General features: G+C 67.7%; 14 protein-coding genes. 1 reads left to right on the top strand and 13 read right to left on the bottom strand.

Going from position 1 to position 14,420, the window contains the following annotated elements; translation table 11 throughout:
* Nucleotide 1: 1 nt before the first annotated feature.
* The 11 genes from AC3IRM_RS06480 to AC3IRM_RS06430 form a co-directional block, all read right to left on the bottom strand.
* Entirely contained in the window at nt 2–1,270 is a 1,269-nt protein-coding gene (locus AC3IRM_RS06480) for a glutamate-5-semialdehyde dehydrogenase (protein WP_489205394.1), read from the bottom strand.
* A 235-nt stretch (nt 1,271–1,505) separates the two neighbouring features.
* Nucleotides 1,506–2,654 (bottom strand): glutamate 5-kinase, encoded by a 1,149-nt coding sequence (gene proB, locus AC3IRM_RS06475; RefSeq protein ID WP_489205393.1) that lies wholly within the window; start codon nt 2,652–2,654, stop codon nt 1,506–1,508.
* Nucleotides 2,655–2,667: 13 nt separating this feature from the next.
* Nucleotides 2,668–2,925, bottom strand: a complete 258-nt coding sequence (locus tag AC3IRM_RS06470; protein WP_489205392.1) for a YciI family protein — start codon at nt 2,923–2,925, stop codon at nt 2,668–2,670.
* 28 nt (nt 2,926–2,953) lie between these two features.
* Nucleotides 2,954–4,249, bottom strand: a complete 1,296-nt coding sequence (argH, locus tag AC3IRM_RS06465; RefSeq protein ID WP_489205391.1) for an argininosuccinate lyase — start codon at nt 4,247–4,249, stop codon at nt 2,954–2,956.
* A gap of 97 nt (nt 4,250–4,346) precedes the next feature.
* Entirely contained in the window at nt 4,347–5,297 is a 951-nt protein-coding gene (gene argC / locus AC3IRM_RS06460; protein WP_489205390.1) for an N-acetyl-gamma-glutamyl-phosphate reductase, read from the bottom strand.
* 10 nt (nt 5,298–5,307) lie between these two features.
* On the bottom strand, nt 5,308–6,573 hold the full coding sequence (locus AC3IRM_RS06455) for an acetylglutamate kinase (protein WP_489205859.1): 1,266 nt from the start codon (nt 6,571–6,573) through the stop codon (nt 5,308–5,310).
* A 114-nt stretch (nt 6,574–6,687) separates the two neighbouring features.
* On the bottom strand, nt 6,688–7,788 hold the full coding sequence (locus AC3IRM_RS06450; RefSeq protein WP_489205389.1) for an acetylornithine deacetylase: 1,101 nt from the start codon (nt 7,786–7,788) through the stop codon (nt 6,688–6,690).
* Nucleotides 7,789–7,948: 160 nt separating this feature from the next.
* Nucleotides 7,949–9,154, bottom strand: a complete 1,206-nt coding sequence (locus AC3IRM_RS06445; protein WP_489205388.1) for an argininosuccinate synthase — start codon at nt 9,152–9,154, stop codon at nt 7,949–7,951.
* A gap of 51 nt (nt 9,155–9,205) precedes the next feature.
* Nucleotides 9,206–10,216, bottom strand: coding sequence for an N-acetylornithine carbamoyltransferase (locus AC3IRM_RS06440; RefSeq protein WP_489205387.1), 1,011 nt, complete (start codon nt 10,214–10,216; stop codon nt 9,206–9,208).
* A 131-nt stretch (nt 10,217–10,347) separates the two neighbouring features.
* Nucleotides 10,348–10,506, bottom strand: coding sequence for a hypothetical protein (locus tag AC3IRM_RS06435; RefSeq protein ID WP_489205386.1), 159 nt, complete (start codon nt 10,504–10,506; stop codon nt 10,348–10,350).
* A gap of 2 nt (nt 10,507–10,508) precedes the next feature.
* Nucleotides 10,509–11,003, bottom strand: a complete 495-nt coding sequence (locus AC3IRM_RS06430) for a hypothetical protein (protein ID WP_489205385.1) — start codon at nt 11,001–11,003, stop codon at nt 10,509–10,511.
* 160 nt (nt 11,004–11,163) lie between these two features.
* Here AC3IRM_RS06430 and cysS point away from each other — a divergent pair, with 160 nt between their 5' ends.
* Complete coding sequence (cysS, locus tag AC3IRM_RS06425; RefSeq protein ID WP_489205384.1) at nt 11,164–12,531, top strand: cysteine--tRNA ligase; 1,368 nt, start codon at nt 11,164–11,166, stop codon at nt 12,529–12,531.
* 136 nt (nt 12,532–12,667) lie between these two features.
* On the opposite strand, the gene fabF is transcribed toward cysS, so the two are convergent.
* Entirely contained in the window at nt 12,668–13,906 is a 1,239-nt protein-coding gene (gene fabF / locus AC3IRM_RS06420) for a beta-ketoacyl-ACP synthase II (RefSeq protein WP_489205383.1), read from the bottom strand.
* A 157-nt stretch (nt 13,907–14,063) separates the two neighbouring features.
* Entirely contained in the window at nt 14,064–14,303 is a 240-nt protein-coding gene (gene acpP / locus AC3IRM_RS06415; RefSeq protein WP_232135906.1) for an acyl carrier protein, read from the bottom strand.
* Nucleotides 14,304–14,420 lie beyond the last annotated feature (117 nt).

Raw genomic sequence — 14,420 nt, 5'->3', positions numbered from 1 at the left:
CTCAGGACGCGGCCGCGTTCTCCGCGTGCCGCACCTGCCCTGCCCCGTCGACGACGAAGCGCTCGACGGTCAGCGCCTCCAAACCCATCGGCCCGTAAGCGTGCAGGCGTGTGGTGGAGATGCCGATCTCGGCGCCCAGCCCGAGTTCACCACCGTCGCTGAAACGCGACGAGGCGTTGACCATGACCACGGCCGAACGGAGCGATGCGATGAAGCGCTGCGCATTGGCGTCGTCGCGCGTGGCGATGACTTCGGTGTGGTCGGACCCGAATCGCCGGATGTGCGCCAGTGCGGCATCGAGCGAATCGACGACCCGCGCGGCGATGACCAGATCGAGGAATTCGGCGGCATCATCGTCTTCGCCGATCGGTACGACGCCTTCTGCGCGCGCGGCGATCTGCGCATCGCCACGCACCTCCACGCCCCGCTGCTGCAGCGCTGCGATCGCCCGCGGCACGAACACATCGGCGATGTCCGCGTGCACCAGCAGCGTCTCCAGCGCGTTGCAGGCGCTGGGCCGGCCGGTCTTGCCGTCGAGCAGCAGGCGCAGCGCGAGATCGGGATCGGCGCTGGCGTCGACGAACAGATGGCAGACGCCCTTGTAGTGCTTGATCACCGGCACGCGTGCATGCTCGGCGACGAAGCGGATCAGGCCTTCGCCGCCCCGCGGAATCGCGAGATCGACGATGTCGCTGAGCTGCAGCAGTTCGAGCATCGTCTCGCGGCGCAGATCAGTAACCAGGGTCAGCACATCGGCGCCGATGCCCTGCACCTCGATCGCCCCGCGCAGCGCATCCGCGATCGCAGTGTTCGAATGAATCGCCTCGCTGCCGCCGCGCAGAATCACGCCATTGCCGGCCTTGATGCACAGCGCCGCGGCATCGGCGGTCACGTTCGGCCGCGCCTCGTAGATCATCGCGATCACGCCCAGCGGCACCCGCACCTTGCGCACGCGGATGCCGTTCGGACGGACGTCGTCGCGGGTGATCTGGCCGACCGGATCGGGCAGATCGGCGACTTCGCGGACCGCGGCGGAAACGCCCGCGAGTCGGGATGCGTCGAGACGCAGACGGTCGAGCAAGGCACCGGTGATGCCGCGCGTCTCCGCGGCCTCGATGTCGCGTGCATTCGCGGCGAGGATCGCGTCGGCCCGCGCGTCGAGCGCATCGGCCATTGCGCGCAGCAACGCATTGCGCCCATCGGTATCGAGCATCGCCAACTGCGCGGCGGCATCGCGGCAGGCCAGAGCGGCGGTTCGGATCTCGCGCATGGGCGTGGGCGTGCGTATGGGGAGCGACAACGTAGCGCGTTGCGGCGATGGGCGCGACGCTTGCGGTGGCAACTGCAGGAGCCTCTAATCTGTCAGCGCAGGAAATACTTGGAATCGTCATTCCGGCGAATGCCGGAATCCAGAGACTTCGACTTGACGATTCACGAGATCAGACCTGAGTCGCTGGATCCCGGCGTTCGCCGGGATGACGGCCCTCGATTATTCCGTCGATCCGTCAAACCAACACCAGATCATCCCGATGCACGATCGTCTCGCCGTAGCTGTAACCCAGCGTCGCCTCGATGTCGCGCGAGTGCCGCCGGGCGATCCGGCGGATGTCGTCGGCCGAGTACTGGGTCACGCCGCGCGCGATCGGCTCCCGCGCTTCACCATCGCGCAGCACCACCGAGACCAGATCGCCGCGTCGGAACTGGCCTTCGGCGGCGAGCACGCCCCCCGGCAACAGCGACGCGCCCTTCTCGACCATCGCGTTCGCGGCCCCGCTGTCGACGAGGATCGCACCGGCTTCCGCCGGCGCGTTCTGCAGCCAGTGCTTGCGCGCGGCCATGCGCGTGCGCAGTGGATGGATCCGTGTGCCGCGCAGGCGGTCGTGCGCGAGGCCATCGAGCACGTCCGCGCGGCGGCCGTTGAACAACACCGTTGCAACGCCCGCCGACGCGGCACGCTGCGCGGCCTCAAGCTTGGTGCGCATGCCGCCGGTGCCGACGCTGCTCCCGGCGCCGCCCGCGACTGCCAAAAGGGATGCACTCATCTTCGCGACGACCGGCATCGGCCGCGCGTGTGGCTCGATGCGGGGATCCGCATCGAACAGGCCATCGATATCGGTGGCGATGAACAGCACGTCCGCATCGACCAGCGCAGCCACGATCGCGGCGAGATTGTCGTTGTCGCCGAGCTTGAGTTCGTCGACCGACACCGTGTCGTTCTCGTTGACCACCGGCAGCGCGCCGTGGCGCAGCAACGCGGTCAGCGTGGCGCGGGCATTGAGATAGCGGCGGCGATTGCGCAGGTCGTCGTGGGTCAGCAATACCTGCGCGACCGGACGTTCGAAGAAGCCCTGCCAGAAGCCGGTCAGCCGCGCCTGGCCCAATGCGGCCAGCGCCTGGCGCTCGGCCATCGGCGCGCCGGGTGCGAGGTTCGCATGCAGGATCGCCCGGCCCGCTGCGACAGCGCCCGACGACACCACGACGAGTTCGCGCCCCGCGGCATGGCTCGCGCGCACGAAGCCGGCCAGCGCCGCGGCGTACTGGTCCGACAGGCCACCGCCATCAGCCGCCAGCAGGCTGCTGCCGACCTTGAGCACCGCGCGTCGCCAGGGCGGCAGCGGCTGCTCGGGAAACGCAACGGTGTCGGGAACGGCCATCGGTCGGCTGTGCTCAGCGGGTGTGCCACTCGTGGACGACGAGCTCGCTCGCATTCTGCAACGCCAGCGGGTCGGCCGCGACGATCGCCTGCGCCTCGGCCAACGTCTCGATCCCGCTCAACAGATACGCACCGCCGGTGCCGTCCGCAAAGCCACCCGTCATGTCCAGCAGGCCACGCGCACGCAGATCGTCGAGGAAGGCCTGATGCGGCGCGACGACGGACGCGTCGAAGTCCGGGCGACGCATCGCGATGACGAGAAAGCGTTTCATGTCGGCGGCTCCACGGCTGGACCGAACCTCAGGCCAGCGCGTCCCAGCGCGCGCGCAGCGTGTCCAGACGTAGGTCGGCGGCGCCGCCCGGCGAGGTGCGCGCGGCGAGGCTGCCTTCCGGCGTACGCCCCTGCCCGGCCGTGTCGGCACTGGCCGCGGCCGCCTGGTAGGCCTCGCGGAACGGCACGCCGGCAATCGCCGCTTCGACCGCGACGTCGGTCGCATACATGCCCGAATCGACCGCGGCGCGCAGGCGGTCCTCGCGCCACTCCAGGTTCGCCAGCAGCGCCGGCAGCAGTTCCAGCGCGGCCAGGCCACGCCCGAAGCCGTGGAAGATCGCGCCCTTGGAACTCTGCAGGTCGCGGTGGTAGCCCGACGGCAGCGACAGCAACTGCTCGATCTCGGTCCGCGCCGCGGCGACGCTGGCATGGGTGGCGCGCATCAGCTCGACGACGTCGGGATTGCGCTTGTTCGGCATGATCGAACTGCCCGTCGTGTACTGCGCCGGCAGCGCGACGAAACCGTATTCGGCGCTGGTGAACTGCGACAGGTCCCAGGCCAGACGGCGTAGATCCAGCGTCGCGCTGCCCAACGCTTCGAGCGCAGCGAGTTCGAACTTGCCGCGCGACAGCTGCGCATAGACCGGCGAAACCTGCAGGCGCGCGAAGCCGAGCGCCGCGGTGGTGTGGTCGCGATCGAGCGCAAGGTTCACACCGTAACCAGCCGCGGTGCCGAGCGGATTGCAGTCGATCAGCGCGAGCGTGTCGCGCGCGCGCACCGCATCGTCGATGAAGGCCTCGGCCCAGCCCGACCACCACATGCCGCCCGAGGACAGCACGGCGCGCTGGATGTGCGTGTAACCCGGGATCGGCAGCTCGCGTTCCGCCTCTGCGCGGTCGAGCGCGACCTTCGCGATCTCGCGCGACAGCGCGGCCAGACGCGCGAGCTTTTCCTTCAGCCACAGGCGCGTGGCGACCAGCACCTGGTCGTTGCGGCTGCGGCCGGTGTGGATGCGCCGACCGGCATCGCCGAGGCGTTCGGTCAGCCGGGCCTCGATCGCCGAATGGCCGTCTTCGAAGCGCTCATCGAGCACGAAGGCACCGCTGCGGAAATCATCGGCCAGCGTGGCGAGTTCGCGCTTGAGGCCGTCGAGTTCGTCGCCAGAGAGGATGCCGACGCGCTGCAGGCCTTCGGCATGCGCGGCGCTCGCGGTGATGTCGTGCAGGAAGAATTCGCGGTCGAGGATCACGTCGTCACCGGCAAGGAACGCCTGGATCTGCGTGTCGACGGCGACGCCTGGCTTCTGCCAGAGAAGAGTGCTCATGTCGGTGTCCTTACGGGAACTGTAGGAGCGCGCTCGCGCGGGATGAGGCTGTGCCGGTGAAGCGCGTTCGCGCGCGAGCGCGCTCCTACGCGGGTAGTCAATGCGGAATCGACGTCAGCTCGTCGAAGCCCAGCGCGAGATTGAGGTTCTGCATCGCCTGCGTCGCGGCGCCCTTGAGCAGATTGTCGAGCGTCGCCACGACGACGACGCGGCCATTGCCCGGCGCCATCGTGAAGCCGCCGATCTGCGCGCCGTGACGGCCGGCGATGCGGCTGACCCACGGCGCGTCGTCGATGACCTCGACCAGCGGCTCGTCGGCATAGCGCGCCTCATACAGCGCCTTGACCGCCTCGCGCGACATCGGCGCCGACAGCCAGAGGTTCACCGTCATCGTGATGCCGCGGAAATGCGGCGCGACATGCGGCATGAACTCGACCGGCAGCGACAGCTGCTTCGACACCTCGCGCTCGTGCACGTGGTTGGTCAGCGCATACGGCATCAGGTTGTCGGCCAGCAGCGCGGTATCGTTCTTGTCCGACGGCGTGGTGCCCGCGCCCGAGTAGCCGGACACGCCGAAGCACTGCGGCGGACCGGCGAGATGCTCGACCAGCGGCGCGATCGCCAGCTGCATCGCGGTCGCATAGCACCCCGGATTGCTGATCCGGCGCTGGCCAACGTACTGCATACGGGTGAGTTCCGGCAGGCCGTAGTACCAGCCGGCGTCGAAGCGGTAATCGGCCGACAGGTCGACGATCACCGTGTCCGGCTTCGCGCCGTCGATCGCCGCCACGAACGGCGCGGCCTTGCCGTTGGGCAGCGCGAGGATCACCGCATCGGCGCCCTTCGCGGCGACCGCGTCGGCATCGAGGCTTTCGAAGCGCAGGTCGCCGGCGAAGCCGTCGTTGTGGTCGGCGACGCGCTGGCTGTCGAGCTCGCGCGACGACACGAACGCGAGTTCGAGACCCGGGTGCGCGGCAACGAGGCGGATCAGTTCCTGGCCGGTATGGCCGCGCGCGCCGACGATGCCGATGGTCTTGGGTCGGGTCATGGGAATCGCCTCAGCCGATCAGCGTGGGTGCGCGCGTGGCGCAATGCGCGACGCAGCGCTGGATCTGCTCGAAGCCGTCGAGCCCGTACCAGAACACCTTCCACTTCTCCTGCTTGATGCAGCCGTCGGACTCGGCGTAATAGAAGATGTTGACCTGGTTGTGGTGGCGCGAGCGCCAGAACAGTTGCGGCGTTTCCTCGCGCATCACGTTCCACACCGCGCGACCGAGGCCTTCGCCCTGCGCGTCGTCGAGGACGGCGAACTTGTCCAGATACACGGTGCCCTCGCCTTCGGTCAGGATCACCGCGGCGCGATAGTTCTCGCTGACGTAGGCGCGCAGCAGCGGCGTGCGTTCGAAATAGTCCGGGGCGAGCTCACGGCCGAAGCTCGATTCGATCAGCGACTTGAGCCGCTCGAGATCGAGTTGCGACCAGTCGGTCACGCGCAGCACCTGCTCGCCGCGACGCACCAGCGTGCCCGAGCCCTTGTGCGTGAACAGTTCCTTGGCCAGATCCGCCGGCCGCGTGATCGACACCGACGAGGCCATCGGCAGGCCTTCGAGCAGCGCCTTGATCTGCTCGATCTTGACCTTCATGCCGCCGTGGATCCACGGCTGCTGGATCAGATGCTCGTACTCGGTCGACAGGTTGATCGAATCGATGACCTTGCCGTCGGCGTCCAGCAGACCGCCGGTGCCGGTGAGGAAGATGATCTTGTAGGGCTGCAGTTCGCGCACGAGTTCGTTGGCGGCGAAGTCGGCATTGATGTTGAGGATCTGCCCCGATGCGGTTTCGCCCAGGCTCGTGATCACCGGAATCGAACCCGCCTGCAGGCTGGCTTCGATCGGCGCGAGATTCACGGCGTTCACCTCACCGACCAGGCCGTAGGTCGCCTGGTCGAGGTACGTGGCTTCGAACACGCCACCGGTGATCGAGGTCGCGCGCGCGCCGTTGCGCTGCAGCGCTTCGACCAGGCGCAGGTTCGCGGCCTGGAACACACGGCGCACGATGGCCAGCGCCTCGGGCGTGGTCACGCGCAGGCCGCCGACGGTCCGCTTCTCGATGCCGGCCGCGGCGAGTTCTGCGTCCAGTTGGGGGCCGGCGCCGTGCAGCACGATCGGGGTGAGGCCGACCTCCTGCAGGAACGACAGCGAGGACGTCAGATCGTCGAGCTCGTCGCGCAGCACCGCGCCGCCGACCTTGACCACGGCGAAGCGCTTGGCGTCGAGCTGCGAGAAGCGCTTGAGGTACTGGCTGATCTCCTTCGCGCTGGCCATGCTCGAGAGCAGGCGCACGATGGTCTGACGGGTCTGAACGTGGGTTGCGGGAATGTTCACGGGCTGCAATCGGTTGGGCGTGGATGACGCGTGGGAATGAATCGGCGTTGGCGATCAGGGATCGCCGTTGATGATCCGGTGCACCGAATCGGCGTAGCGCTGCAGTTGTTCGAGCGTCACGAACTCGTCGCCGGTGTGGGCCTGGGCGATGTCGCCCGGACCATAGACCAGCGCGGTGTAACCGCCGGCGGAGAACAGCGATGCCTCGGTCCAGAAGTCGACGGCGTTGCCGATCGGCAGATCGAAGGCGTCGGCGATATCGCGCGCGGCGAGCCGGCGGTCCTCGGCGCGATCGATGTCGCCCGACGGCAGGCTCGGACCGCGGAAGGTTTCCTCGAAATGCGCCGCGTCGGGCTGTGCGAAACCGGCGAAGGTCTCCAGCAACGCGTCGACACCCATCGACGGCAACGGCCGGAAACCGAAACGCAGCTCGGCCGCTGGCGCGATCATGTTGGCTTTGATGCCACCTTCGACCCGGCCGATGTTGAAGCGCAGCCCGGTCAGGCCGCCGAAGCGCGCGTGCGCCAGCGACTCGACATGGTCGAGCGCGCGTCCGCCCCAGCGCATCGCCTGGTGCAGCGCGCTGGCCGCCGGATCCTGCTTGCCCGAGGCGTGTCCGGCCGTGCCGGCGAAGCGCATCAGCACCGAACTGATACCGCGATGCGCGAGCACCGCTTCGCACTGGGTCGGCTCGGCGACCAGCACGGCCTCGAACTGCAGACCACGGGCGAGGAACGCGGCGATGCAACGCGGATCGTTGGCTTCCTCGTCCGACGAAAACAGGAACGCCGCATCGCCGTCGCCGGCATTGGCGGCGGCAATCAGCGCCGCCGCCGCGCCCTTGATGTCGCAGACACCGAGGCCGACCACGCGATCATCGAGGCGCCGCATCACATGCGGGTCGGCGCTCCAGTCCGGCGAGTCGGGCACCGTATCCAGATGCACGTTGAACAGCACCGTTGGCGTACCGCGCACCGCGAACAGGCTCACCGCGCCGTCGCCGTGGTCGATCACTTCGACCTCGAAACCCGGCAGCTGGCCACGGATGTACTCGAAGATCCCGCCCTCGGCTTTGATCGCACGCGGCGGATTGCGGGTGTCGAAGGACACCAGCTGTTCGAGATGGTCGAGGGTTTGGGCGAGAAGATCGGTCATGGAGTCGTGAAGCTCTGTACGAATGAATCCTTCTCCCTGCGGGGCAACGTGCCCTCGGGGTAGAAGGTGCCCCGACGGGGCGGATGAGAGACGGACCTCGCGAGATGCAAGCGGATCGCGCGGCCCTCACCCCTCTCCCTGAGGGAGAGGGGCTCGACACTCAGCGATTGACCTGTGCGTACAGCGTCGAGCTCATGCCGAAGAGTTTGATGAAGCCCTCGGCTTCTTCGACGCCCCAGTCCGCCGACTGCGCATACGTCGCGCCCTTGGCGTTGAGGATGTGCGGCGAGGTCACGGCCACCGCGTCGACGCGGCCGCCGCGGGTTTCCAGCACCACTTCACCGGTGACCTTGGCCTGCGAGGACTCGAGGAAGGCTTCGATGTCGGCTTTAAGCGGATCGTGGAAGAAGCCCTCGTAGACCAGCTCGGTCCACTTGCGCGCGACTTCCGGCTTGAAGCGGTTCTGCTGTTTGGTCAGCACGGTGTCTTCGAGCGCGCGATGCGCGGCGAGCAGCGAGATCAGGCCCGGCGCTTCATACACGATGCGGCCCTTGAGACCGATCACGGTGTCGCCGGTGTAGACGCCGCGGCCCACGCCGTAGGGCGCGAACAGGGCGTTGAGCTTCGCCAGGATCTGCGCGCCCGGCAGGGTTTCGCCATCGAGCGCGACAGCCGTGCCCTGCTCGAACCGGACCTTCACCTGCAGCGGCGCTTCCGGCCATTCGGCGCGCGGCGCGCACCAGCCACGGGCACCCTCGCCCGGCGCTTCCCAGCGGTCGATCTCGCCGCCGGACATCGTCAGGCCCAGCAGGTTCTCGTTGATCGTGTAGGCCTGCTGCTTGGCGCGCACGCCGAAGCCGCGTTCTTCCAGATACGCCTGCTCGTAGGCGCGGGTCTGGGTGTGTTCCTTCTGGATCTCGCGGATCGGCGCCACGATGCGGTATTCGCCCTGCGCCTTCACGGCGAGGTCGAACCGCACCTGGTCGTTGCCCATACCGGTGCAGCCGTGCGCGATCGCGTTGGTGCCGAGTTCGGCGGCGCGCGCGAGCGCGGCGTCGACGATCAGATAGCGGTCCGAGACCAGCAGCGGGTACTGGCCCTGGTAGGCCTCGCCGGCCCAGACGAAGGGCTTGACGAAGCCGTCCCAGATCGCCGGGCCACCGTCGACGGTGACGTGGCTGGCGACACCGAGCTCAGCCGCACGCTGTTCGATGAAGGCGCGCTCTTCGGCACCGACGCCGCCGGTGTCGGCGAACACGGTGTGCACGGTCCAGCCCTGCTCCTTGAGATAGGGCACGCAGAAGCTGGTGTCGAGGCCGCCGGAGAAGGCGAGGACGATGTCGCGGGAGGTGTGGGCGCTGGTCATGGGGATGTCCGTGGGCATGCGGTAGAAAATTCGGATGGGGTGCGGCGTGCGTCAGCGCATCAGGGTCGCCATGACCGCCTTCTGCACGTGCAGGCGGTTCTCGGCTTCGTCGATGGCGATGCAGTTGGGCGAATCCATCACTGCGTCGGTCGCCTTGACGTTGCGGCGCAGCGGCAGGCAGTGCGAGAACACGCCATTGTTGGTCAGCGCCATCTTGGCTTCGTCGACGATGAAGTGCTTGTACTGGTCGCGGATCGGCTTCTCGGGCGCCCAGTTGCCGAAGAACGGCAGCGCGCCCCAGCTCTTGGCGTAGACCACGTCGGCGCCGGCGTAGGCGCTGTCGATGTCGTGGCTCACATTGAGCGAACCGCCGCTCTCGGCGACGTTCTGCGCCGCCCAGTCCATGTAACGCGCATCGAGCACATAGTCCGGCGTCGGGCACAGCAGGGTCACGTCCATCCCTAAGCGCGTGGCGATGGTGAGCGCGGAATTCGCGACCGCGGTGTTGAGCGGCTTCGGATGGTAGGTCCAGGTCAGCACGTACTTCTTGCCGCGCAGGTCGGACGTGCCGAAGTGCTCCTGCAGCGCCAGCGCGTGCGCCAGCTCCTGGCAGGGATGGGTGATGGTCTCCATGTTGATGACCGGCACCGGCGAGTACTGCGCGAATGCCTTGAGCACCCGGTCCTCGCGATCGACCGACCAGTCGACGAACTTCGGAAACGCACGCACGCCGATCATGTCGACGTAGCGACCGAGCACGCGCGCGACCTCGGCCACGTGTTCCTCGGTGTCGCCGTCCATCACCGTGCCCAGATCGAATTCGATCGGCCACGCGTCCTTGCCCGGCTGCAGCACGATGGCGTGACCGCCGAGCTGGAATGCGCCGAGTTCGAAGCTGGTGCGCGTGCGCATCGACGGATTGAAGAACACCAGCGCGATCGACCTGCCCTTGAGCGCGTCGCCGAGCTTCTCGCGCTTGAATTGCGCGGCATCGGCCAGCAGGGCGTCGAGGTCGGGACGGGACCAGTCCTGCGTGTTGAGAAAGTGTCGGATCGCGGTCATCGGTGGAAATCTCGTGGGGGCGATGGAGGAAGAGTCGGATGGATCGATGAAGCCGGCGTTTCGGAAACGAAAAAACCCGGCATCGGCCGGGTTTTCTGCAGAACTGCACGCATACGCGAACGACGTTCCGACTAGCCCGGGAGGATGTGGGCTTCCGGTCGGCGGGCACGCGAGGTCATCCCCGACGCCATGCGGGCGGAGGTGAGGATGTCGGCGTTGGCGCGCAGGGCGTTCATGAGGCGCGAATCCTCGCATGCACAGCGCTGCACTGCAACAGCGGCGATGGTCATGCTCAGCGCTCGCCTGCCGGCGGCACGATCGGCGTCACCGACACGCGCACGCGCAATCGGTTACCCGGGTCGTACGGCAACCGGGAGCGGTACTTGACGCCCTTGTGCACATAGTCGACGTCGTAGGCGATCGGCCGGCGGAATTCGCGTTCGATCGGCACCATGCGGCAGTCGCCGCCGGCGGAGCGGTCGGTCTCCTCGACCCGGTCTTCGTCCGAGCGCAGCACATCCTTGACCGCGCCGACCATGCGCGCGAAACCGCGACGCTGGTCTTCCGAAGCGACCGGCGTCGTCGCCTCGCAGCGCTCGACCATGCTGGTCGCGCGCAGGGTCTGGTAGACCGGCTCGGCGCGCAGCACCTGCGCGTACTCGAGGCGCGCGTTCTCGGGCGCCGGCGGGGGGCTCTGTGCGAAGGCGGGACACGCGCAGACGATCAGCGCGGCCAGGGCAGGCAGCGCGGGATTCGTACGAGGGTGGCTTCGGAGCGCGATCGACACCGTTGCAGTGTAGGCCGCGCCCACCGGCGGGGGCTGAATCGATGCTGTCGTGAACACGGGGCGCGCCCGTCGCCACGCGGCTCGCGGGCCACTGGCTGCAGAGGGCAGCGCGGCGTGGCGGGCGCCGTTAGAATCGTGCGGTTATCCCGGCGAGCCCGCCATGTCCCTGCATCTCTACAACAGCCTGACCCGTCGCCTCGAACCGTTCGCGCCTCTCGATCCGGGGTGCCCGACGATGTATGTCTGCGGCCCGACGGTCTACAACTACGTCCACATCGGCAATGCGCGCGGTCCGGTCGTGTTCGGCGTGCTGGCCGATCTGCTGCGGCGCCGCTTCGGCGCGCTGAAATACGCGCGCAACATCACCGACGTCGACGACAAGATCAACGCCGCCGCGCGCGACCAGGGCGTGCCGATCTCGACGATCACCGACCGCTTCGCTGCGGCCTATCGCGCAGACATGGCCGCGCTGGGTATCGCGCCGCCGGATATCGAGCCGGCCGCGACCGCGCACATCGGCGAGATCGTCGCGATGATCGAGCGCCTGATCGACAGCGGTCACGCGTATGCGGCGCAAGGCCACGTGCTGTTCGCGGTTGGCAGCTTCGACGGATACGGCAAGCTCTCGCGACGCGACACCGACGACATGATCGCCGGCGCGCGCATCGAGGTCGCACCGTACAAGCGAGACCCCGGCGACTTCGTGCTGTGGAAGCCTTCGACCGATGATCTGCCGGGCTGGGACTCGCCCTGGGGCCTCGGGCGGCCCGGCTGGCACATCGAATGCTCGGCAATGGCCGCCGCGCATCTGGGCGAGACGATCGACATCCACGCCGGCGGCGTCGACCTGCAGTTCCCGCACCACGAGAACGAGATCGCACAGAGCGAATGCGCCCATGGCGGCGCGCCGTTCGCGAAGATCTGGCTGCACAACGGCATGCTGACCTTCGCCGGCAGCAAGATGTCGAAGTCGATCGGCAACATCGAGCGCGTGCACGACCTGGTGCGCACGCATGCACCCGAAGCGCTGCGCTACGCCCTGCTCTCCGCGCACTACCGTCAGCCGCTGGACTGGTCGGACGCGCTGATCGAACAGTCGGTGCGCACGCTGGACCGGCTGTACGGCACGTTGCGCGATCTGGCTGATGTCGAGGCCGAGGCGCGGATTCCAGACAGCATCGAGCGCGCGCTCGACGAGGATCTCAATACCCCGGCCGCACTGGCCGAGGTCTCCCGCATCGCCGGCGAGGCGCGCAAGGCCACGGAGGCGTCCGCGCGCGCGATGCTCAAGTCGGATCTGCTCGGCGCCGGCCTCGCGCTCGGTCTGCTGCAGCAGCCCCCCGCCGACTGGTTCGCCCGCGGCGCCAGCGACGATGACGACGCGCGTATCCAGACCTTGATCGACGAACGCATCGCCGCCAAGCAGGCCCGCGACTTCGCCCGCGCCGATGCGATCCGCGACCAGCTGGCGGCCGAGCAGATCGTGCTCGAAGACACGCCACAGGGCGTGCGCTGGAAGCGCGGCTAAGGCAAGCGTCCTGTGGAAGCGTTCACGCGCGATGGGGCTCTGCGGCAGAGCACCATCGCGCGCAAGCGCGCTCCCACGTAAAGCGAAAAAAGGCCCGCTTGCGCGGGCCTTTTGCTTCATCCGTCCAACGTCGCCGTCAGACCTTGCGGAACACCAGCGTGCCGTTGGTGCCGCCGAAACCGAACGAATTCGACATGACGTATTCGACCTGGTGCTCGCGCGCGGTGAGCGGCACGTAGTCGAGATCGCAACCTTCGCCGGGATGATGCAGGTTGATCGTCGGCGGAATGATGCCGGTGTGCAGCGCCATCGCCGAGAACACCGCCTCGATGCCGCCAGCCGCGCCCAGCAGATGGCCTGTCATCGACTTGGTCGAGCTGACCATCACCTTCGACGCATGCGCGCCGAGCACGCCCTTGATGCCCATTGTTTCGGCGACGTCACCGGCAGGCGTCGAGGTGCCATGCGCGTTGATGTAGCCGATCTGCGAGGGATCGATCCCGGCGTCGTCGATCGCGGCGCGCATGCAACGACCACCGCCCTCGCCGTTCTCGCTGGGCGAAGTCATGTGGAATGCGTCGCCGCTCATGCCGAAGCCCGCGAGTTCGGCATAGATGCGTGCGCCACGCGCCTTCGCACGCTCGTATTCCTCGAGCACCAGCACGCCTGCGCCGTCACCCATGACGAAACCGTCGCGCTCGACGTCCCACGGACGCGAGGCACCGGTCGGATCGTCGTTGCGCGTCGACATCGCCTTCATCGAGCAGAAGCCACCGACCGAGGTGGGCGTGGTCGCGAACTCGGCGCCGCCGGCGATCATCACGTCGGCGTCGCCGTACTGGATCATGCGCATCGCCAGACCAATGTTGTGCGTGCCGGTGGTGCACGCGGTGACGGCTGCGATGTTCGGACCCTTGGCACCGGTCATGATCGAGACCTGGCCGGAGATCATGTTGATGATCGTGCTGGGCACGTAGAACGGCGAGATCTTGCGCGGGCCGCCCTCGGCGTACTTGATCGCGGTTTCTTCGATGCCCTTGAGGCCGCCGATGCCCGCGCCGATCGCCACGCCGATGCGCTCGGCATCGGATTCACGCACGTCGATGCCCGCATCCGCGATCGCCATCAGGCCCCCGGCGACGCCGTAGTGCACGAAGGGGTCCATCTTCTTGACGTCTTTCGGCGCGATCCACTGGGTCGCGTCGAAGCCCTTCACCTCGCCCGCGATGCGCGTGGCGAAATTCGTGGGGTCGAAATGGGTGATCGGGCCGATGCCCGACCGGCCGTTGACGATGCCGTCCCAGCTCGACGCCAGATCGTTGCCCAGCGGCGAGAGAATGCCGATGCCCGTGATGACGACGCGGCGCTTGGCCATTGTTCAACTCCTGAGAAGTCGGTGGCGGCGCGGTGGGTCGCCGCCAATATGCACGAGGCCGCAACGCGGCCTCGTGCTGGAACCTGTCTGCCCGGCCGCGTCGCGGCCGGCGCAGTCTCACGCCCACCCGGCTCGGCCGGGGGCGCGGACGCGGGCATCAGCCCTTGGCGTGCGTCTTGACGTAGTCGATCGCCTGCTGCACCGAGGTGATCTTCTCGGCCTCTTCGTCCGGAATCTCGCACTCGAACTCTTCTTCCAGCGCCATCACCAGCTCGACGGTGTCGAGGGAATCGGCACCGAGGTCGTCGACGAAGGAAGCGCTGTTGCTGACTTCTTCTTCCTTGACGCCCAGCTGCTCGATGACAATCTTCTTGACGCGCTCTTCGATGTTGCTCATGGGTAGTCTGCTCCGGGGAGGCGATTTTCGGTGGATAGTGTAAGGGAAAGCCGGGCGATGGGCGCACCACCATCAATGCCCTTGCCATTCAACGGCTTGCCCTCGGAATTGAAGCGT

The organism is Luteimonas sp. KH_071 (assembly GCF_057838005.1).
The sequence above is the reverse complement of the archived record's forward strand: the minus strand, read 5'-3'. Positions and strand labels throughout refer to the sequence as shown.